Raw genomic sequence first — 19290 nt, forward strand, 5'->3', positions numbered from 1 at the left:
CTCAGTGCCCGGCGCGGTATTGCAGGGCCTCGGCCAGGTGCGAGCGGGCGATGCGTTCGGCGCCTTCCAGGTCGGCCAGGGTGCGGGCGACCTTGAGGATGCGGTGCAGGGCGCGCAGGGACAGGTCCAGGCGCTCGCCTGCGGTTTCCAGCCAGGCCTGGTCCTGATCGTCCAGTGCGCAGTTTTGGTGCATCGACTTGAGGTCGAGGACGGCGTTCGCGCAACCCTGCCGCGCCAGTTGCCGCTCGCGGGCGCTGGCCACCTGCGCGGCGACCTCGGCGCTGCCCAGGCTGCCATTCTGAGGGACGAGACGCGTGGTTTCGCGGCCCACTGTCAGGTGCAGGTCGATGCGGTCCAGCAGCGGGCCGGAGAGCTTGGCGCGGTAGCGCTGGATCTGCTCCGGGGTGCAACGGCAGCGGCCGCTGGGGTCGCCCAGGTAGCCGCAGGGGCAGGGGTTCATCGCCGCCACCAGTTGGAAGCGCGCCGGGAAGCGCACCCGGCCGTTGGCCCGGGCGATCACGATTTCTCCCCCTTCCAGGGGCTCGCGAAGCACTTCCAGGACCTTGCGATCGAACTCCGGCAGTTCGTCGAGGAATAGCACGCCTTCGTGGGCCAGGGTGATTTCCCCGGGTTGCGGCCGGCTTCCGCCACCAACCAGCGCGGCAGCCGAGGCGCTGTGGTGCGGCTGGCGGAACGGGCGCTGAGGCCAGTGCGTCAGCGGCCCGCGCCCGGACACGGAGTGGATGGCCGCCACCTGCAATGCCTCGTCTTCGCTCAGCGGCGGCAGCAACCCCGGCAGGCGGCTGGCCAGCAGCGTCTTGCCGGTGCCCGGCGGACCGCTCAGCAGCAGGTTGTGCGACCCGGCCGCGGCCACCAGCAGGGCGCGCTTGGCCGCGGCCTGGCCCTGGACCTCGGCGAGGTCGGGGTAGGGCGGGGTTTCCCGCAGCAGGCCGCGGGCCTGGTAGGGCGCCAGGGGCGTCTGGCCGGTCAGGTGCGCGGCCAGTTCCAGCAGGTGGCCGACGGCGTAGACGGTCAGGCCGCTGGCCAGGCTTGCTTCCTCGGCATTCTCCTTCGGCACCACCAGGGCGCGGCCGGCGGCGCGCGCCGCCAGGGCGGCCGGTAGCACGCCCTGCACCGGGCGCAGGGCGCCGGACAGGGCCAGTTCACCGAGGCATTCGAGGCCGTCCAGGCTGGCGCCGGCCAACTGGCCGTTGGCGGCGAGCAGGCCCAGGGCGATGGCCAGGTCGAAGCGTCCGCCGTCCTTGGGCAGGTCGGCTGGGGCGAGGTTGAGGGTGATGCGTCGGGCGGGGAATTCGAAGCCGGAGTTGAGGATGGCGCTGCGCACGCGGTCCTTGCTTTCCTTGACCGCGGTTTCCGGCAGGCCGACCAGGGTCAGCGACGGCAGGCCGTTGGCCAGGTGCGCCTCGACGGTGACACCGGGAGCCTCGACGCCGACCTGGGCGCGGCTGTGGACGATGGCCAGGGACATGGATGGGGGCAGCCTCTTCCCTCACAAACCGCCAGTCTAGGAGGTCAGGGAAGCCGGGACCATGCTGGAGGCCGCTGTAATGCTGCCGATGTCCTGTGGGAAGTTTCTTGTTGGCCCGGGTTGGTGAACACGAACGGGAAAAAGGCGGGAGAGGAATCGCTCTCTCCTTTCCCAACCCCTGCGGCTTATTCGGTCCCGGCGGGCGGCGTGAGCCTGGCTTCCAGTTCGGCGACCTTGGCTTCCAGCGCCTCCAGGCGGGCGCGGGTGCGGGCGAGCACCACCATCTGGCTGTCGAACTCGTCGCGGCTGACCAGGTCGAGCTTGCCGAAGGCGCTCTGCAGCAGGACCTTGAACTGCGCCTCCAGCTCGGCGCGGGGCAGCGGCGATTCACCGCCGAAGAGGCGGCTGGCCTGTTGGCCGAGGGCGTCGAGGAAGGCTTTGGGCGGCAGCATGGCGAGGGTTTCCGGTTGGGACTGGGTGGGGAGTCTATCACGCTGCCCGGTGCCGCTGGCGCGGACCGGGCAGCCACCGCAGGTTCTGCACGCTAGCGCGGGGGATCGGCCTGGGCCGTGGACAGGTCCGCGAAAACCTCGGCGAACATGGGCGCCAGGAGCCGGCTGCCCGTCGCGTTCAGGTGGTTGTCGTCGGCGTAGTAGGCCTGCCCTTCCCGGCCGCCGTAGCATTGCCCTTCGTCGCACAGGTAGGGAAGCGGATCGAGAATCTGCACGCCGCAGGCTTCGCGGGCGCGGTCCTGCACGCTCCAGACGAAGCCGTTGCGCGCCTCGTAGTCGGCCCGGCTGAGGGTGACTTGCGGCGCCTTCCCCTGGAGCATCTTCCGGCTCATCACATCCGGTACGTCGACGCGCATTTCCGGTATCGGCCGCACCAGGTAGACCGGGCGCTGCCGCGCCAGGGCGCAGGCGTGGTCGATGTAGAGCCGGGCGAACGCTTCGAGCCATTCGCTGCTGGGCTCGTCCACGGGCGAGCTGATGTAGGCCTGCGGCCGGTTCTTGCGGTTCTGGTCGATGCCGTTGTAGCCCAGTGGGTAGACGGAGGTGCGGGTGACGATGATCAGCGGCACCCGGCCGGGCACGTCGCCGAGTTCGGCCGGCAGCTGCCGGCGCAGGCGGTTGCAGGTGTCCTCCGGGTTGTCGCGCGGGTGTTCGCGGATGTGCAGCCCGGGAACCGGCAGGCAGGCTGGCGCGGCCCGCAGGTAGATGCCCTGGCCGGCGTCGGGCAGCGCGAGTTGCGCGGCGGTGACCACGGAGGCGGCATGGCTGTCGCCGATGAGCATGGCCTGGATGTCCGGCCCGCCATACACGCAGCCCACGCCCTTGCTCAGGCACTCCTCGTTGCGCGGCGTGCCCTGCAGGGCCTGTTCGCGCATCGCCAGGATGTCCGCGGGCATCCGTTGCGGGAAGCCTTTCGCCCTGACCACCACCTGCGCCAGGTAGCCGGCGAGGATCATCAGGCCGGCCAGTCCGGCCACGGCGAACGCCCGCCTGCCCGTGCCCAGCCAGCGCCGCGTCGGTCGTTCCACCAGCCGGTAGGAAAGCTCGCCCAGTATCAGCGTCAGCAACAGGGCTGCGGCGATCCACAGGGGCGTTTGCCGGTGGCCGGCATGGAACAGCCAGGCCACCAGCGGCCAGTGCCACAGGTACAGGGAGTAGGAGCGCGTGCCCAGCCACTGGACGGCGCCATGGGTGCACCACGGCGAGGTTTCCCGCCGGGCCGCCAGCACCATGGCGGTTCCCAGGGTCGGCAGCAGCGCCAGTGCGCCGGGCCAGGCGGCGGATTCGTCGAGCAGGAACACCGACGCGCCTATCAGCGCCAGGCCGCCGGCTTCCAGCAGGCGCCGCGCCGTCGCCGGGAGCCCGAGGTTCGAGCAGAGCAGGAAGCACAACCCGCCCAGGAGCATTTCCCAGGCGCGGGCGGGCAGGAGGTAGAAAGCCTTTTGCGGATGGCTGGCGGTCAGCGCGATGCACAGCGCCAGCGAGCAGGAGAACAGCGCCAGGTGCACGCCCACGAGCGTGCCGCGCCGGGGCAACAGCTTCCAGGCGAGGGCGAGGATGAGCGGCAACGCCAGGTAGAACTGCCATTCGACGGACAGCGACCAGGTGTGCAGCAGCCATTTCGCCTGGCTGGCGCTGTCGAAGTAGCCGGCTTCCTTCAGATACAGTTGATTGGACAGGAAGGCCAGGGACTGACGGGCGTGCCGGCCGAGGGTCTTGTAGTCGTTCGGCGCCAGCAGCAGCCAGCCGATGGCCAGCGCGACCGCGCAGACCACCAGCAACGCCGGAAGGATGCGCCTGGCCCGGGCCCAGTAGAACGCCAGGACGGAGAAGTCGCCACGCTGCAGGCCGGTGCCGATGATCCCCGCCATGAGGTAGCCGGAGAGCACGAAGAACACGTCCACGCCGGCGAATCCGCCGGCCAGTCCGCCGACGTCGAAGTGATAGAGGATGACCGCGACCACCGCCAGGGCGCGCAGGCCGTTGATGTCCTGCCTGAAGTGGTTGGTGGGCGTGGGGGTTGCCTGGCCGGGCCAGGCGCGGCGGCTGGGGAGAAGGCTCATCGCTGGTTTTCCACAAATCGGCGAAAGATAGGTCTTTCGACTCCTGCGGCGACGCCCGCTCGGATACTGAGGAACTTGCCTTCAGGCTTTCGGAAAATCCCTTCGGATAGATGGCCCTGGTCCAGCGCTGGTCGAGCCTCTTCCCTATGGCGCGGCCCGGATGGCCCTGGTCGGCCCCCGCGTTGGCCGGAAAAAGCAGGGCGCTGCACGATTTTTGCGCAGTCATGGCGGCAGGACTGCCCGCTTCTGGTGCGCGACATGGCACCCGGCCATCGCCCGGCGCCCGGTGTTTTTCGCTAAGCGGCTGAATCGCCGGGCTTTTCGCCGAGCTGGCAAGCTTCCTGCTTTGGGGCTGGCATAGCGTGCACCGATGCAGGTCCGGTGCGGCTGGCGGAGCTGACGAGCGCTTCGCGGGAAGCGGCTGGAGGAGTCGGAGTGCTGAGGTAGGGCGGCCGGCGCGTTACAAAGCCAGACACTGCGCTTAGACTTGTCCCCGGGTTCGTTTTCCTGGGGCGAGTCCACCAAAACACGGGAGAGAGTTTCATGAAGCTAGTCACAGCCATCATCAAGCCGTTCAAGCTCGACGACGTGCGCGAGTCGCTGTCCGAGATCGGCGTGCAGGGCATCACTGTGACCGAAGTCAAGGGCTTCGGCCGGCAGAAGGGGCACACCGAGCTGTACCGTGGCGCGGAGTACGTCGTCGACTTCCTGCCCAAGGTGAAGATCGACGTGGCCATCGCCGACGACCAGTTGGACCGCGTCATCGAAGCCATCACCAAGGCCGCCAACACCGGCAAGATCGGCGACGGCAAGATTTTCGTCGTGAATCTGGAACAGGCGATCCGCATCCGTACCGGCGAGACCGGTACCGACGCCATCTAAGCCAACCGAACCCCACCGCCCCAGGAGAAACAACAATGACTCTGCGCAAGTTCGCAGGGCTAGGAGCCCTTTTGTCCCTCGCAATGCCTGGCCTGGCCATGGCGGACGAAGCTGCGGCCCCGGTCCTGAACAGTGGCGACACCGCCTGGATGCTGATTTCCAGCGCCCTGGTGCTGATGATGACCATCCCCGGCCTGGCCCTGTTCTACGGCGGCATGGTGCGCGCCAAGAACGTCCTGTCGATCATGATGCAGTGCTTCGCCATCACCGCGCTGATCAGCATCCTGTGGGTCGTCTACGGCTACAGCCTGGCCTTCGACACCGTCGGCATGGAGAAGGGCGTGATCAACTTCGCCTCCTTCGTCGGCGGCTTCGACAAGGCCTTCCTCAGCGGCCTGACCAGCACCGGCCTGACCTCCGCCGCCGCGCTGTTCCCGGAAAGCGTCTTCGTGATGTTCCAGATGACCTTCGCGATCATCACCCCGGCGCTGATCGTCGGCGCCTTCGCCGAGCGCATGAAGTTCTCCGCGCTGCTGATCTTCACCGGCCTGTGGTTCACCCTGGTCTACGCCCCCATCGCGCACATGGTCTGGAGCGGCGACGGCGGCCTGCTGTGGGACTGGGGCGTGCTGGACTTCGCCGGCGGCACCGTGGTGCACATCAACGCCGGTGTGGCCGGCCTGGTGGCCTGCCTGGTGATGGGCAAGCGCAAGGGCTACCCGACCGCCGCCATGGCCCCGCACAACCTGGGCTACACCCTGGTCGGCGCGGCCCTGCTGTGGATCGGCTGGTTCGGCTTCAACGCCGGTTCCGCCGCCGCCGCCAACGGCACCGCCGGCATGGCCATGCTGGTGACCCAGATCGCCACCGCCGCCGCCGCCCTGGGCTGGATGTTCGCCGAGTGGATCACCCACGGCAAGCCGAGCGCCCTGGGCATCGCTTCGGGCGTGGTCGCCGGCCTCGTGGCCGTCACCCCGGCCGCCGGCACCTGCGGCCCGATGGGCGCCATCATCCTCGGCCTGGCCGCCGGCGTGATCTGCTTCTTCGCCGCCACCACCCTCAAGCGCGCCATCGGCTACGACGACTCCCTGGACGCCTTCGGCGTGCATGCCGTCGGCGGCATCGTCGGCGCCCTGCTGACCGGCGTGTTCGCAGCGCCCGCCCTGGGTGGCTTCGGCACCGTTACCGACATCGGCGCCCAGCTGTTCATCCAGTTCAAGGGCGTGGCCTTCACCATCGTCTACACCGGGATCGTCAGCTTCGTGATCCTCAAGGTGCTGGACCTGGTCATCGGCCTGCGCGTCACCGAAGAAGAAGAAACCGTGGGCCTGGACCTGGCCCTGCACAACGAGCGCGGCTACAACCTGTAAGGTTCGCGCGAGTTCGACGAAGGGCGCCTACGGGCGCCCTTTGTTTTTTTCTGCGCTTCGCTAGAATGCGCCCGCATCGGTAGCCAATCGGAGGCCTCGCCATGTGGCAGCAGACCCTGATCACCCTGCGCCCGCGGTCGCGCGGTTTCCACCTGGTCACCGACGAGGTGCTGGCGGCATTGCCGGACCTGGCGCGCTGCCGGGTCGGCCTGCTGCACCTGCTATTGCAGCACACCTCGGCGTCGCTGACGCTGAACGAGAATGCCGACCCCTCGGTACGGCGGGACTTCGAGCGATTCTTCAATCGCCTGGTGCCGCAGGACGAGGGTGGCTACGAGCACGATTACGAAGGGCCGGACGACTTGCCCGCGCACTTCAAGGCCAGCCTGCTGGGCTGCCAGCTGACCCTGCCGGTCAGTGCCGGGCGCCTGGCGCTGGGCACCTGGCAGGGCATCTACCTGGGCGAACACCGCGATCACGGCGGGCCGCGCAAGGTGCTGGCGACCCTGCAGGGCGAGGCTCTGTGAATTTTTTCCGGCAGCGTTCGTCAAAGCGCGCGGCTGGGCTATAACTAACCTGCTTTGCAGCACCACGAGGTTGAGCGATGAGCGACGAAGAACTTGAACAAGACGAGCTGGAAGGTGCCGACGAGGACGACGGCGAAGAGCTGGCCGCGGCTGACGATGGCGACGCCGATGGCGAAGCCGACGAGGCCCCGGCTTCCTCTGGTGGCGGCAAGAAAGCCAAGGCAGCCGTAGAGGAAGAGGAACTGCCCTCGGTGGAGGCCAAGCAGAAGGAGCGCGACGCCCTGGCCAGGGCCATGGAAGAGTTCCTCTCCCGTGGTGGCAAGGTCCAGGAGATCGAGCCCAACGTGGTCGCCGATCCGCCGAAGAAGCCGGACAGCAAATACGGCAGCCGCCCCATCTAAGGGCGACGTCGTGAAAAGGCCCGCCCTCCCCGGAAGGGGAGCGGCGGGCTTTTTCTTTGTGGTGGCCCGTGGGCGCAGTGCTCTTCGTAGGATGGGTTGAGCCTTGCGAAACCCATGCGGTCGGGGTGATGGGTATCGCTTCGCTCAACGCCATCCTACGAAAAGCCGTGCTCGCTCATGCGGTAGGAGCGGACCTTGTCCGCGATAGCCGGAGGTATCGGCGCGGATCGCGGATGAGATCCGCTACGCTGCCCCAGCCGCGCCGCTCCCCTGTAGGAGCGCGCCCTACGATGAACCATCGGCGTTCCCACGAGGAGCGTTTCGATTACAGCCGCGCCAGCACCCCGGGCAGCTCCGCGAGGCTGTGGATGATCGCGCTGGGCGCTTCCTCGCCCTCCCAGGCCTTGCGCGCCGGGTTGAACCAGATGGCCTGCAGGCCGGCGCGGCGGGCGCCGGCTATGTCGTCGCTGGGGTGGTCGCCGATGTGCACCGCCTGCTGCGGCTCAACGCCGGCGCGCTTGAGCGCTTCCCGGAAGGGCTTCGGATCGGGCTTGCCGATGCCCAGCTCCTCGGCGCACAGGGCGAACTGGAAGTAGTCGGCCAGCCCCAGGCGGCGCACGTCGGCGTTGCCGTTGGTGAGCACGCCGAGGATGAAGCGGTTGGCCAGGGCCTCCAGGGTCGGGTGCACCTCGGGGAACAGGCTGACCTGGTGGCGCGCATGCAGGAAGACCTGGAAACCGGCCTCGGCCAGGTCCGCCGCTTCCGCCTGTGGATAACCGGCGTCGAGCAGGGCGTGCAGGAGGATGCGCCGGCGCAGCTCGCTCAGGCGGTGCCTGAGCATTGGGTCCTGCTGCATCAGCCGCGCGCGGATCGCCCACAGGTGCTCGATGGGCACCGGGCCCAGTTGCGCGGCGTTCGCCGCCAGCCATTCGCGCAGGGTGGCCTCGGCGCTGTTCATCACCGGGGCGACGTCCCAGAGGGTGTCGTCGAGGTCGAAGGTGACCAGCCGGATGCTCATTCCTCGGCTCCTGTATCGGTATCGCGTTTGACGCGTCTGGCCCGTGGGTGGGCGTTGTCGTAGACCTTGGCCAGGTGCTGGAAGTCCAGGTGGGTATAGATCTGCGTGGTGGCGATGTCGGCGTGGCCGAGCAGTTCCTGCACCGCGCGCAGGTCCTGGGAGGATTCCAGGATATGGCTGGCGAAGGAATGCCGCAGCATGTGCGGGTGCAGGTGCTGGCCCAGTTCGCGCACGCCGACCTGACGCACCCGCAGCTGCACGGCGCGCGGCGTCAGGCGCTTGCCGCTGTGGCCGACGAAGAGCGCGCGGTCGGCCGGGCGGACCATCTCGCGCAGCGGCAGCCAGTCCTCGATGGCCTTGCGCGCGGCGCGCCCCACCGGCAGTTCGCGGACCTTGTTGCCCTTGCCGAGCACCCGCACCAGGCCGGCGGACAGGTCCAGGCCGTCGAGGTCCAGGCCGACCAGCTCGGACAGGCGCAGGCCGGAGGAATAGAACAGCTCCAGCATGGCCTGGTCGCGGCGGGCGATGAAGTCGTCCTCCAGGGCGCCGTCGAGCAGTTGCCCGGCGCGGTCGGCGTCGAGGGTGCGCGGCAGCTTGCGCGCGGCCTTGGGCGCGGCCAGGCCGTCGGCGGGGTTGTGCCGGCAGCGGCCCTCGCGGATCAGGTACTGGTAGAGCCCGCGCACCGCCGAGAGCAGCCGCGCCAGGCTACGGCTGGCCAGGCCCTGGGCGTGCAGGCGGGCGACCTGCGCGCGCAGCTCGCGCACCTGCAGGTCGGCCCAGTCGGCGATGCCGTTCTTCTCGCACAGCGCGACGACCTTGAGCAGGTCGCGCCGGTAGCCGGCGAGGGTATGCGCGGACACCTGGCGCTCGCTGCGCAGGTGTTCGAGGAAGGCATCGAGGTCGGCTACAAGCTTCAAGCTTCAAGCTCCAAGTGAAAAGCCCAGCTTCCACCGCGTTGCCTTGCTTGCGGCTTGCAACTCGAGGCTTGCCGCTGCCTGGCTAGCGTACCGACCGCAGCGGCGTGGAGAAGCGCGGCAGGACGCGGGCCAGGACCTCGGCCACGTAGCCGAGGAACAGGGTGCCGAGGGAGCTCTTGTAGTGCTGCGGGTCCGGGCTGCCGATGGCGAGCACGCCGTGCAGGCCCTGGAAGGTCAGCGAGACCACCGCCGCCGAGCCGACGCCGTCGCGTTCGGTTTCGCCGAACAGGAAGGCCAGCTCATGGGGGCGCAGCACGCCGCATACGGTCTTGCCGCCGGAAAGCAGCCCGCCGATGGCCTGGTGCGCTTCGGCGCTGCTCACCGAGCGGCCCACCGGCAGGTTGTTGTCGCTGAACAGGATCAGGCTGACGTAGGGCACCTGGAACTCGTGGCGCAGGCTGTCTTCCACGGTGCTGACCACGTCCTCCAGGCTGGTGGCGTCGAGCAGGTCGAGCACCAGGCGGCGGGTCTTGTCGAACAGCCGGTCGTTGTCGCGGGCCACGTCCATCAGCTGCGCCAGGCGGTGGCGCATCTCGATGTTGCGCTCGCGTAGCAGGCGCACCTGGCGTTCCACCAGCGAGACGGCGTTGCCGCTCTCGTGGGGGATGCGCATCTCCGGGATCAGCTCGTCGTGCTCGACGAAGAATTCGGGATGCTCGCGCAGGTACTCGGCGACCTGTTCGGCATCCAGCGGCGGGCGGTGTTCCGGGCTGTTCTCGGTCATGGGCGTCTCGGCTTGGCGTCTCGGGTTACAGGCGGACCTGGCCTTCGTACACCCGCACGGCGGGCCCGGTCATCATAACCGGCTGGCCGGGGCCTGCCCACTCGATGTTCAGGCGGCCGCCCGGCAGGTCGATCTGCACCGGCGAGCGCAGCCAGCCCTGGCGGATGCCGGCCACCGCGGCGGCGCAGGCGCCGGTGCCGCAGGCCAGGGTCTCGCCGACGCCGCGCTCCCACACGCGCAGGCGCGCATGGTTGGCGTCGAGCACCTGGAGGAAGCCGATGTTGGCCTTGGCCGGGAAGCGCGGGTGCACTTCCAGTTTCGGGCCGAGGGTGCGCACCGGGGCGCTGTCGACGTCGTCCACCCGCAGCACGCCATGGGGGTTGCCCATGGAGACGGCGGCCAGCTCGACGGTCTGCCCGTCGACTTCCACGGCGTAGCTGGCGGCTTCGGCGTCGGCGACGAAAGGCACCTGTTCCGGCGCCAGGCGCGGCGCGCCCATGTCCACGGTGACCTGGCCGTCGTTGGCGACGCTGAGCTCGATGATGCCGCCCTTGGTCTCGACGCGGATGGTCTTCTTCATGGTCAGGCGCTTGTCCAGCACGAAGCGGGCGAAGCAGCGCGCGCCGTTGCCGCACTGTTCCACTTCGCTGCCGTCGGCGTTGAAGATGCGGTAGCGGAAGTCGACCTCTGGGCTGCCCGGCGGCTCGACGATCAGCAGCTGGTCGAAGCCGACGCCGGTGTTGCGGTCGCCCCAGCTCTTGACGTGGCGGGGCAGCACGTGGGCGTGCTGGCTGACCAGGTCGAGGACCATGAAGTCATTGCCCAGCCCGTGCATCTTGGTGAAGCGCAGTAGCATGGTTTCGGCCTCACTCCGGCAGCAGGCTTTCGCCGGCGTAAAGCTCCTGGACGGTCTCGCGGCGGCGCACCTCGAAGGCCCGCTCGCCATCCACCAGCACCTCGGCGGCGCGGCCGCGGGTGTTGTAGTTGGAACTCATGACGAAACCATAGGCGCCGGCCGAGCGGATCGCCAGCAGGTCGCCTTCTTCCAGGGCCAGCTCGCGGCCCTTGGCGAGGAAGTCGCCGGTCTCGCAGATGGGGCCGACCAGGTCGTAGGTACGTTTCTGGCCCGCGCGCGCGACGACCGGGGTGACCTCCATCCAGGCCTGGTACAGCGCCGGACGGATCAGGTCGTTCATCGCCGCGTCGATGATGGCGAAGTCCTTGTGCGCGGTGTGCTTGAGGTACTCCACGCGGGTCAGCAGCAGGCCGGCGTTGGCCACGATGTAGCGGCCCGGCTCGAACACCAGGCTCAGCTGGCGGCTGCCCAGGCGCTCGCGGATGGCGCGGATGTAGTCGCTGGCCGGCGGCGGGGTTTCGTCGCGGTAGCGCACGCCGAGGCCGCCGCCCAGGTCCAGGTGGCGGATCAGGATGCCGCGCGCGGCCAGGCGGTCGACCAGCGCCAGCAGGCGGTCGAGGGCGTCGAGGAAGGGCTCCAGCTGGGTCAGCTGCGAGCCGATGTGGCAGTCCACGCCTTTCACTTCCAGGTTCGGCAGCTCGGCGGCGCGGGCGTAGATGGCATCGGCCTCGTCGATGTCGATGCCGAACTTGTTCTCTTTCAGCCCGGTGGAGATGTAGGGGTGGGTCTGGGCGTCCACGTCCGGGTTCACCCGCAGCGACACCGGCGCCTTCACGCCCAGTTCCGCGGCCACTTCCTGCAGGCGCTCCAGCTCCACGGCGGATTCGACGTTGAAGCAGTGCACGCCCACTTGCAGGGCGCGGCGCATGTCGTCGCGGCTCTTGCCGACGCCGGAGAACACCACCTTGGCCGGGTCGCCGCCGGCGGCCAGCACGCGTTCCAGCTCGCCGCGCGAGACGATGTCGAAGCCTGAGCCCAGGCGCGCCAGGACGTTCAGCACGGCCAGGTTGGAGTTGGCCTTGACCGCGAAGCAGACCAGGTGCGGCAGGCCCTGCAGGGCATCGGTATAGGAGCGGAACTGCTGCTCGATGTGAGCGCGCGAATAGACGTAGGTGGGCGTGCCGAAGCGCTCGGCTAGCGCCGACAACGCCACGCCTTCCGCGAACAGTTGCCCGTCACGGACGTTGAATGCCTCCATGTGCTGCTCCCTTACAGACCGTAGCGGTCCTTGCTGTGCTTGCTTTGGGCTTGCTGGTCGTCCGGCAGGTACAGCGGGCCTTTCTGGCCGCAGCCGGCGAGCGCGGCGCTGAGCACGGCGAGCGCGACGAAGGGGAGAAGCAGTCGCTTCATGGCGGAATCCTTGTGATCAAAGCGTAATTGGACCGGAGTATACCGGCCCCCCGGCGCCTTGCCTATGCAAGCGGACTCCCGCCCGGCGGGGCTTCCAAAGGGGCTGGCGGGGGCCGCTCGCAGCAACGCGGTTTGCGATCAGCCCCCGCCAGCCCCTAGGATCTGACAGAAAAAACGGAGGATCCATGCAAGCCCCCGTCCCACTCGCCGGTTCCATTTCCATCGCCTACGTGCAGGGCCTGGTGGACCACCTCGAGCGTCGCGGCGTCGCGCCGCAGCGGCTGCTGGCCGGCGTCCAGCTCGAACCGTCGATCCTCGACCAGCGCGAGGCGCGCATCGCCGCCAGCGTCTATGTCGACCTGCTGGAGCTGGGCCTGGCGCTGAGCGGCGACGCCGACCTCGGCCTGCACCTGGGCGAGGCCGTGCGCCCCGGTCACTTCGGCGTGCTCGGCTACCTGCTGATGAGCTGCGCGACCCTCGGCGACGCCCTGCACCGCCAGGCGCGCTACGCCGAGCTGGTGGGCAGCCTGGGCCGCGTCGAGCTGGCCGACGAGCCGCCGCGCGCCGGCCACGAGCCGCTGGTGCGGCACAGCTGGGAGCCTTTGCTGCCGCGCCAGCAGCGCCAACTGGCGGAAGAGACCCTGGCCTGCTGGCTGCGCTTCGGCCACTGGATCAGCGGCCTGGAGCAGGCGCCGGTGGAAGTGCGCTTCCGCCACCCGGCGCCGGCCGACACCACCGAGCACCGGCGCATCTTCCGCTGCCCGGTGCTGTTCGGCCAGGCGGACAACGCCCTGGTCTTCCCCCGGCGCCTGCTGGCGCTGCCCCTGGGCCAGGCCGACAGCCAGATCCAGCGCACCCTCGACGCCTACGCCGGGCGCCTGCTGGAGAGCATCCGCCGTGGCGAGGGCGTGCTCGAACGGGCCCGCCAGTGCCTGGCCGAGCGCCTGCCGGAGCAGGCCGTGGACCTGGAGGCCCTGGCCGGCGAGCTGGCCCTGAGCCCGCGCACCCTGCAGCGCCGCCTGCGCGACAGCGGCCTGTCGTTCAGCCGCCTGGTGGACGAGACGCGCCAGCAACTGGTGCTGCACCACCTGCGCGACCCGGCGCTGGAGCTGGCCGACGTCGCCAGCCTGGTCGGCTTCAGCGAGACCGGCTCGCTGGCGCGGGCCTTCCGCCGCTGGACGGGGCAGAGTCTCGGGCAATACCGGCGTACACTGCAGCCTTTGGCAGATTCCTGAGGACAATGCATGAGCAGCATGAGCGAAGCCCGTTTCCACGACCTCGTCGACGAGGTGCAGACCACGGTGGAAGACGCCTTCGATGACAGTGACCTGGACGTGGACCTGGAGAATTCCGGCGGCGTGCTGACCGTGCGCTTCGAGAACGGCAGCCAGCTGATCCTCAGCCGCCAGCCGGCGCTGCGCCAGCTGTGGGTGGCGGCGCGTTCCGGCGGTTTCCACTTCGACTACGACGAGTCCGGCAGCCTGTGGCTGAGCGACAGCACCCGCGAGCCGCTGGGCGCGCTGCTCAACCGGGCGACCCTCGAGCAGGCGGGCGAGGATGTCGAGTTCCCCGGCCTCTGAGGCGCCGGTCCCCTCGCCCTGCTGCCGGCGCTGCTGCCTGGACGAGGGCGATGTCTGCCTGGGCTGCGGGCGCAGCCTGACGGAGATTCTCGAATGGAACGAGGCCGACGGCATGCGCCGGCGGCAGATAGTCGAGGCCGCCCTGGCACGCCGCAAGCCGCTGTGGCCGGGCCCCTGACCGGGTGGTCTTGCTTATTCGCGGTACTGTGTTAGTGTCCGCTGAAAACCCCGCCTTGGGCGGGGTTTTTCTTTTTTCGATCCACTGCCAAGGAGTCTGCCGGCCATCATGACCACCGCACCGTCCATCACCGTTACCCGTCTCGACCTGCAACGTCTGGAGCGCCTGCTCGACAGCCTGGAAGAGTACGGCCCCGCCGCCGAAGCGCTGGAAGCCGAGCTGTCCCGCGCCAACGTGGTCGGCCACGACGAGGTGCCGCCGGGCGTGGTGACCATGAACTCCACCGTGCGCTGCCGCGAGGAAAGCAGCGGCAAGGAGTACCTGCTGACCCTGGTCTACCCGGAGGACGCCGGCGGCGAAGGCAAGGTGTCCATCCTCGCGCCGGTGGGCACCGCGCTGCTGGGCCTGACCGTCGGCCAGAGCATCGACTGGCCGGCCCCGGGCGGCAAGACCCTCAAGCTGAGCCTGCTGGACATCACCTATCAGCCCGAAGCCGCCGGCGACTACAACCGCTGAGCGCCCGTCACGATCTGCTGCGCACCGCCCGGGCCAGGTCTCAGGCCTCGGCCAGGGCCTGGTTCAGCGCGCTTTCCAGGCGCTGCTTGTAGCGCAGGTAATGGATGCTCTGCAGCGCCGACTCGGCGGCCACCGCCGACAGGTCCAGGTCGGTGATGTAGCAGGGGTAGCGCTCCTGCCCGCTGCGCTGGGCGAGGATGTGCCGGGCCACGGCCTGGAACAGCCCGGCGCCGTACTCCAGTTCGGAAAACTCGCGGTGGTTGCAGTACAGGGTGATGCGCGAACGCTGCCCCGCCCCCGGCTCGACGATCGCCTGGACGTTGTAGTAGGGCCGCTCCTGCGCGCTGGGCGGCGCCTGGCGGCGTTCCACCCGGCGAGCCCGTCCGCGGCCGGCCGGTAGCAATTCGTAATAAATGATTTCCTGCACCGGCTGCGCCTCGCCCAGCGGCAGCTGCGCGCTGCGCCGGTAGAGCATGGCCTGGAGGAAACGCTGCAGCGGCACCAGCAGCGTCTGTTCGTCGTCGCAGGCCTGGCGGCCGTGCCACAGGGAGTTGCGTTCGTCCAGCAGGTAGAGCGTGGCCTGGCCTTCGTCCAGGCGGTAGAACACCTGCAGGCAGCCGGGGCGGCCGAGCGGCAGCAGCAGCGCCAGGTCCTCGCCTTCCAGGGCGTGGCGGTCCAGGTGCAGCGGGCTGTAGGCGCCCTGGCGTTCGCCCAGGTGTTCGAGCAGGGCCGGCAGGTCGGCCAGGCTCTGGTGGCTGACCTGGCCCGGCTGCAGGCGCAGCAGGTGGTACTGCTGGCGGATCTGCAGCAGGTAGCGCCCGCCGTTGCCGCTGGCCAGTTGGGCGTAGGCGTCCTGGAACAGTTCCTCGACGCGCTGGGCGATGGCCGCCGCGCGGTTGCGGCAGAAGCAGCGCACCAGCAGGCGCGGCGGCGCGGTGTCGGCGGGCAGGGCGTTGAGGTAGTCGCGCAGGCAGTCGAGCAGCGCGCCGGGGCCGGCGTAGCGGCTGACCAGCAGTTCGTTCCAGCTGTTCAGGGTGACCTGGTCGAGGCTCAGCACCAGGTTGTCGCGCATGCCGGAGTAGCCCAGCGAATCGGTGCGCCCGCTGGTCATGTGCAGGTTGGCCTGGCTGTGCTGGCGCAGCGGGTCGAGGCCGACGTTCACCAGGATCAGCACGCTGGCCGGGGCGCTGGGGCGCAGCAGGGCGCTTTCGGCCACTTCTTCCAGGGGCATGGGCATGGCCTGCTGCAGGCCGAGCAGCAGGTTGCCCAGCTCGTGTTCGCTCAGGTCGCTGTCGCCGGGCTGCAGCGACAGGCGGGTGCCGGCGTCGATCACGCCGTTGCGGTGGCTCCAGGCCAGCAGCTCGATCAGCTCGCGGGCGCGCTTGAGCGGCGCGTAGTCGGCCAGCTCGGCGCCGGTCAGGTTGCCCGGGAACAGCGCCCAGGAACCGCCCTCGGCGGCGTTGCCGGCGGGCAGGCGGGCGAGGGTGAGGAGGTCTTCGCCCAGGTCCGGGGCGATGCCCGGGTTGATGTGCTCGACCTTGCCGGCCTTGCGTTCGAAGGCGGCGTACAGGCGCCGGCCGAGCACGCCCAGGTCGCGCGGGTCGATGCCGCTGGCGGCCTGCTGCTGGCGGGCGAAGCGCGAGAGGAAGCGGTAGCTGTAGGTCAGCTCGTTGACCAGGGCGCGGCGCTCCAGGGTGACCTGGCGCACCTTCCACTGGCTGCGCGAGTCGAGCAGGCCGAGCACGCGCCCGTCCCAGCCCCAGGCCGCGGTCAGGCGCTCCATCAGCAGGCGTTGCCAGCTCTTGCGGCCCTGCTGCGGGCGGCGGCTGAGCTTCTTGCCGACCTTCAGGTACAGGCAGCGGCGCACCAGTTCCAGGCGCTCCTGCTCGCCGCGCGCGATCAGGTATTGCTCCAGGCGCCGGTAAAGCAGGATGTACGGGTCCAGCTCGTCCAGTTCCAGGCGCCCGGCGTAGACCTCGGCCTTGAAGCGCAGGGCCAGGCAGGCGACCTGCGGGTGCTCGCTGGCGTAGACCTCGCTGAGCAGCAGCTTGAGCACCGCCTTGTAGGGCGAGGTGATGCCCTTGAACAGCTGCCACATGCCCGAGCCGACGAACTCGCCGGGCGGGATGTGCGCCAGGTGGCCGAGGTCGAGGACTTCCCCGTGGCGGATGAAGCGCTTGCTCAGTAACTGCTCGACGTAGTCGCGATAGCGGCCTTCCTCGTATTCCGGCACCAGCCACCACAGCGGCGTGCGCCCGCCGAGCCAGATGGCGGTGCGGTAGAACTCGTCGAGCAGCAGGTAGTGCTGGCTGGTGCCGCAGTCGTCGGAGGTCAGCCGGGCGTTGCGCGCGCCGCTGACGAAGCCGCGCGGGTCGATGAGGAAGCAGTGCACCTCGGCGCCCTGGCCCGCGGCCCAGCTCTCCAGCAGCTCGCACTTGCGCTGCAGTTCGGCCACCGCGCCGGGCGCGAGCCCCGGGGCGTGGCAGACCCACAGGTCGAGGTCGCTCCGCTCCTCCTGGGCCACCGTGCCCAGGCTGCCCATCAGGAACAGCCCGTGGATCGGCAGGTCGGCCTCGCCGCGGCGCGGCTTGTAGCTGAACGAGCGGGTCAGGCGCTGGGCCTCGGCCAGCAGCTCGTCGTCGGGGACGAAACCGCACAGCCCCGCCGGGGTGGCGCCGGAGACGTAGCCGGGCAGCAGCGGGTGGTTGACGTCCAGCAGCAGCGGCAGCAGGCGCAGTACCAGCTGCTGGCGGCTCGACAGCGCGGCCGTGGCGCGCTCCAGGCGCCCCTGGTTGATCGCCAGGAAGCGCTTGCGCAGGCGCGCCAGGACCTTGCGGTCGATGCCGTCGTCGATGTCCGGACGAATCTCGTGGGTGAAGGTCATGGCCTGCCGCGGTCAGCTATCGGGCGGTCATGGCTTAGTGCCATTACCGCATGGACTGCACTGTATATCGACCGCGGCGGGGCTGTCCTTAAGGAAATGGGGCGGGCCGCCGATGGATGGCGGCCGCGGGGTTCAGGGCTTGAGGATGTTCAGCAGCACCTGGGCGTGTTCGGCGGCGTCCAGCCCCAGGCTGGTCAGGTAGCCGCCGTCGGGCTGGTCGATCAGGCCCTTGGCGTGCAACCGCCCGGCCGCTGCGACGGCCGTCGGGGCCGCGTCATGGTGGATCTTCAGGCCTGCCTGGGTGTTCTCGAGATCGAACAGGGCAAGCAATTCCAGTTCCGCTACCAGCTCTTGGGTGAAGGCCATGGCGACTCCTCGGTGGCGATGTGGCCCCAGTTTAGCCACAGCCACCCCGCGCTCGGCAAGCTCATTCCTCGCCGGGCAGCTGCGGCAGATCGCGCAGGGCCTTCTCGTACCAGGCGCCATCGAAGGCGCGGTCCTCGGCGAGCATCGCCTGGATCTCGTGGGCCAGCACCATGGCCATCATTTCCAGGGCTTCCTCGCGCTCGTAGCCGACCAGCGTCAGCTTGTTGAGCACCGCGCGGGCCGCCGCCGGCTCGCCGCTTTCGATCTGGTTCTCGATGGCCTGGATCAGGGTTTCTGCCGCGAAGGATTCTTCGCCGTCGTCGATGTCGCTCATGCCGGGTGGCTCCGTGCGGGCTTGTGCAGCCGGGGGAAGTTGTCCAACCTGCGCAGACCTGGATGGCCGCAGAAGGACGCGGATGCGACATGATCACCTATTACACCCTCGACGGCGACCGCTTGCAGCGCCACACCGGCGAAGTCGGCGCGGCCATGCCGGCGGGCACGCTGTGGATCGACCTGCTGCACCCCACGGAAGAGGAGGAGCGCCTGCTGGAGTCCTTCATCGAAGTGGACGTGCCGACCCGCGAGGAAATGGCCGAGATCGAGGATTCCTCGCGCTTCTACGAGAGCAAGGGCGCGCTGTACATGACCACCTCGGTGGTCAGCGGCATCCGCGAGCACCGGCCGAACACCGCCGAGGTCACCTGCGTGCTCACCCCGCAGTGGCTGGTGACGGTGCGCTACGCCGACGTGCTGTCGTTCCGCACCTTCGAGACGCGGGTGCAGCGCAGCGGTTGCAAGGGCGCCAGCGACCTGCTGTTCGTCAACCTGATGGACGCGGTGGTCGACCGCATCGCCGACGTGCTGGAGTCGGTGCAGGGCCAGTTGGACACGCTGTCGCGGGACATCTTCACCGACCACGGCGAGCTGCCCCGCTCCCGCGTGCCCAAGACCGACCTGCAGCAGATCGTCAAGCAGCTGGGGCGCACCAACTCGCTGCTGTCCAAGCTCAACGAGAGCCTGCTCAGCGTCAGCCGGCCGCTGGCCTATTTCCGCCAGAGCGGCAATGGCAACGCCTGGATCAGCGAGGAAGCGCGCCTGGGCATGAAGTCGGTGGAGCGCGACGTGCGTTCGCTGGGCGAGTACCAGTCGAAGATGTCCGCGGAGATCACCTTCCTGCTCGACGCCACCCTGGGCCTGATCAACATCGAGCAGAACAGCATCATCAAGGTGTTCTCCATCGCCGCCGTGCTGTTCCTGCCGCCGACCCTGGTGGGCACCGTGTACGGCATGAACTTCCAGCACATGCCGGAGCTGGCCTGGGCCAGCGGCTACCCGCTGGCGCTGGTGGCCATGGTGGTCTCGGCGATCATCCCCTACCTCTGGTTCAAGTTCCGCGGCTGGCTGTAGCGCCGCCGGGGCGCGCGGCCTTGATATCGATCAAGATCGCCGCACCCGGCGGCTAGCAGAGTGGGGGGAGCGCTCGCCCGAGCCCCCATGTCTCACAGGAGGAGACCATGCCGCAGCCCGATGCCAA

Annotated in this window: 21 protein-coding genes; 9 read left to right on the plus strand and 12 right to left on the minus strand. The window is 69.2% G+C overall.

Going from position 1 to position 19290, the window contains the following annotated elements; all coding sequences use genetic code 11:
• Position 1: 1 nt before the first annotated feature.
• The 3 genes from IG194_RS14465 to IG194_RS14475 all read right to left on the minus strand — a co-directional run bounded on the left by IG194_RS14465 (position 2) and on the right by IG194_RS14475 (position 4064).
• Positions 2-1489 (minus strand): YifB family Mg chelatase-like AAA ATPase, encoded by a 1488-nt coding sequence (locus IG194_RS14465; protein WP_009614072.1) that lies wholly within the window; start codon positions 1487-1489, stop codon positions 2-4.
• Positions 1490-1674: 185 nt separating this feature from the next.
• Positions 1675-1941, minus strand: coding sequence for an accessory factor UbiK family protein (locus IG194_RS14470; RefSeq protein ID WP_043268162.1), 267 nt, complete (start codon positions 1939-1941; stop codon positions 1675-1677).
• Between the two features lie 92 nt (positions 1942-2033).
• A complete protein-coding gene (locus IG194_RS14475) occupies positions 2034-4064 on the minus strand; it encodes an acyltransferase family protein (RefSeq protein ID WP_058488050.1) in 2031 nt (676 codons plus the stop codon).
• A gap of 543 nt (positions 4065-4607) precedes the next feature.
• On the opposite strand from IG194_RS14475, the gene glnK reads away from it, so the two are divergent.
• From glnK to sutA, 4 genes are all read left to right on the plus strand, one after another.
• The gene (gene glnK, locus IG194_RS14480) at positions 4608-4946 is read left to right on the plus strand and encodes a P-II family nitrogen regulator (protein ID WP_003457590.1); all 339 of its coding nucleotides are present in this window, start codon (positions 4608-4610) and stop codon (positions 4944-4946) included.
• Between the two features lie 35 nt (positions 4947-4981).
• On the plus strand, positions 4982-6316 hold the full coding sequence (locus IG194_RS14485) for an ammonium transporter (RefSeq protein WP_009614064.1): 1335 nt from the start codon (positions 4982-4984) through the stop codon (positions 6314-6316).
• A 101-nt stretch (positions 6317-6417) separates the two neighbouring features.
• Complete coding sequence (locus IG194_RS14490) at positions 6418-6843, plus strand: secondary thiamine-phosphate synthase enzyme YjbQ (RefSeq protein ID WP_043268164.1); 426 nt, start codon at positions 6418-6420, stop codon at positions 6841-6843.
• A gap of 77 nt (positions 6844-6920) precedes the next feature.
• Complete coding sequence (sutA, locus tag IG194_RS14495; protein ID WP_009614062.1) at positions 6921-7244, plus strand: transcriptional regulator SutA; 324 nt, start codon at positions 6921-6923, stop codon at positions 7242-7244.
• Positions 7245-7569: 325 nt separating this feature from the next.
• On the opposite strand, the gene IG194_RS14500 is transcribed toward sutA, so the two are convergent.
• The 6 genes from IG194_RS14500 to lptM form a co-directional block, all read right to left on the minus strand.
• Positions 7570-8262: an HAD family hydrolase gene (locus IG194_RS14500; RefSeq protein ID WP_009614061.1), complete on the minus strand. Its 693-nt coding sequence runs from the start codon at positions 8260-8262 to the stop codon at positions 7570-7572.
• Positions 8259-9179, minus strand: a complete 921-nt coding sequence (gene xerC / locus IG194_RS14505; RefSeq protein WP_058488051.1) for a tyrosine recombinase XerC — start codon at positions 9177-9179, stop codon at positions 8259-8261. Before xerC ends, IG194_RS14500 begins: the two co-directional genes overlap by 4 nt.
• An 82-nt stretch (positions 9180-9261) precedes the next feature.
• The gene (locus IG194_RS14510) at positions 9262-9963 is read right to left on the minus strand and encodes a DUF484 family protein (protein ID WP_009614058.1); all 702 of its coding nucleotides are present in this window, start codon (positions 9961-9963) and stop codon (positions 9262-9264) included.
• Between the two features lie 25 nt (positions 9964-9988).
• Positions 9989-10819: a diaminopimelate epimerase gene (gene dapF / locus IG194_RS14515; RefSeq protein WP_058488052.1), complete on the minus strand. Its 831-nt coding sequence runs from the start codon at positions 10817-10819 to the stop codon at positions 9989-9991.
• A gap of 10 nt (positions 10820-10829) precedes the next feature.
• The gene (gene lysA / locus IG194_RS14520; protein ID WP_058488053.1) at positions 10830-12077 is read right to left on the minus strand and encodes a diaminopimelate decarboxylase; all 1248 of its coding nucleotides are present in this window, start codon (positions 12075-12077) and stop codon (positions 10830-10832) included.
• 11 nt (positions 12078-12088) lie between these two features.
• On the minus strand, positions 12089-12229 hold the full coding sequence (gene lptM / locus IG194_RS14525; protein WP_009614052.1) for an LPS translocon maturation chaperone LptM: 141 nt from the start codon (positions 12227-12229) through the stop codon (positions 12089-12091).
• A gap of 185 nt (positions 12230-12414) precedes the next feature.
• Here lptM and IG194_RS14530 point away from each other — a divergent pair, with 185 nt between their 5' ends.
• The 4 genes from IG194_RS14530 to rnk all read left to right on the plus strand — a co-directional run bounded on the left by IG194_RS14530 (position 12415) and on the right by rnk (position 14503).
• Complete coding sequence (locus tag IG194_RS14530; protein WP_009614050.1) at positions 12415-13464, plus strand: AraC family transcriptional regulator; 1050 nt, start codon at positions 12415-12417, stop codon at positions 13462-13464.
• A 9-nt stretch (positions 13465-13473) separates the two neighbouring features.
• Complete coding sequence (cyaY, locus tag IG194_RS14535; protein ID WP_009614048.1) at positions 13474-13809, plus strand: iron donor protein CyaY; 336 nt, start codon at positions 13474-13476, stop codon at positions 13807-13809.
• The gene (locus IG194_RS14540) at positions 13787-13987 is read left to right on the plus strand and encodes a DUF1289 domain-containing protein (protein ID WP_058488054.1); all 201 of its coding nucleotides are present in this window, start codon (positions 13787-13789) and stop codon (positions 13985-13987) included. Before cyaY ends, IG194_RS14540 begins: the two co-directional genes overlap by 23 nt.
• A gap of 108 nt (positions 13988-14095) precedes the next feature.
• On the plus strand, positions 14096-14503 hold the full coding sequence (rnk, locus tag IG194_RS14545; RefSeq protein ID WP_009614044.1) for a nucleoside diphosphate kinase regulator: 408 nt from the start codon (positions 14096-14098) through the stop codon (positions 14501-14503).
• Positions 14504-14543: 40 nt separating this feature from the next.
• Here rnk and IG194_RS14550 read toward each other — a convergent pair whose 3' ends face one another.
• From IG194_RS14550 to IG194_RS14560, 3 genes are all read right to left on the minus strand, one after another.
• A complete protein-coding gene (locus IG194_RS14550; RefSeq protein WP_064987686.1) occupies positions 14544-17387 on the minus strand; it encodes a class I adenylate cyclase in 2844 nt (947 codons plus the stop codon).
• A 132-nt stretch (positions 17388-17519) separates the two neighbouring features.
• On the minus strand, positions 17520-17753 hold the full coding sequence (locus IG194_RS14555) for a TIGR02647 family protein (protein ID WP_043268180.1): 234 nt from the start codon (positions 17751-17753) through the stop codon (positions 17520-17522).
• A 61-nt stretch (positions 17754-17814) separates the two neighbouring features.
• Complete coding sequence (locus IG194_RS14560; protein ID WP_058488056.1) at positions 17815-18087, minus strand: hypothetical protein; 273 nt, start codon at positions 18085-18087, stop codon at positions 17815-17817.
• 89 nt (positions 18088-18176) lie between these two features.
• Between IG194_RS14560 and IG194_RS14565 the strand changes: the two genes are divergently transcribed.
• A complete protein-coding gene (locus IG194_RS14565; protein WP_009614036.1) occupies positions 18177-19163 on the plus strand; it encodes a magnesium transporter CorA family protein in 987 nt (328 codons plus the stop codon).
• The last annotated feature ends 127 nt before the right edge of the window (positions 19164-19290 follow it).

The organism is Pseudomonas sp. ADPe (assembly GCF_014843515.1).
GTDB lineage: Bacteria > Pseudomonadota > Gammaproteobacteria > Pseudomonadales > Pseudomonadaceae > Pseudomonas > Pseudomonas citronellolis.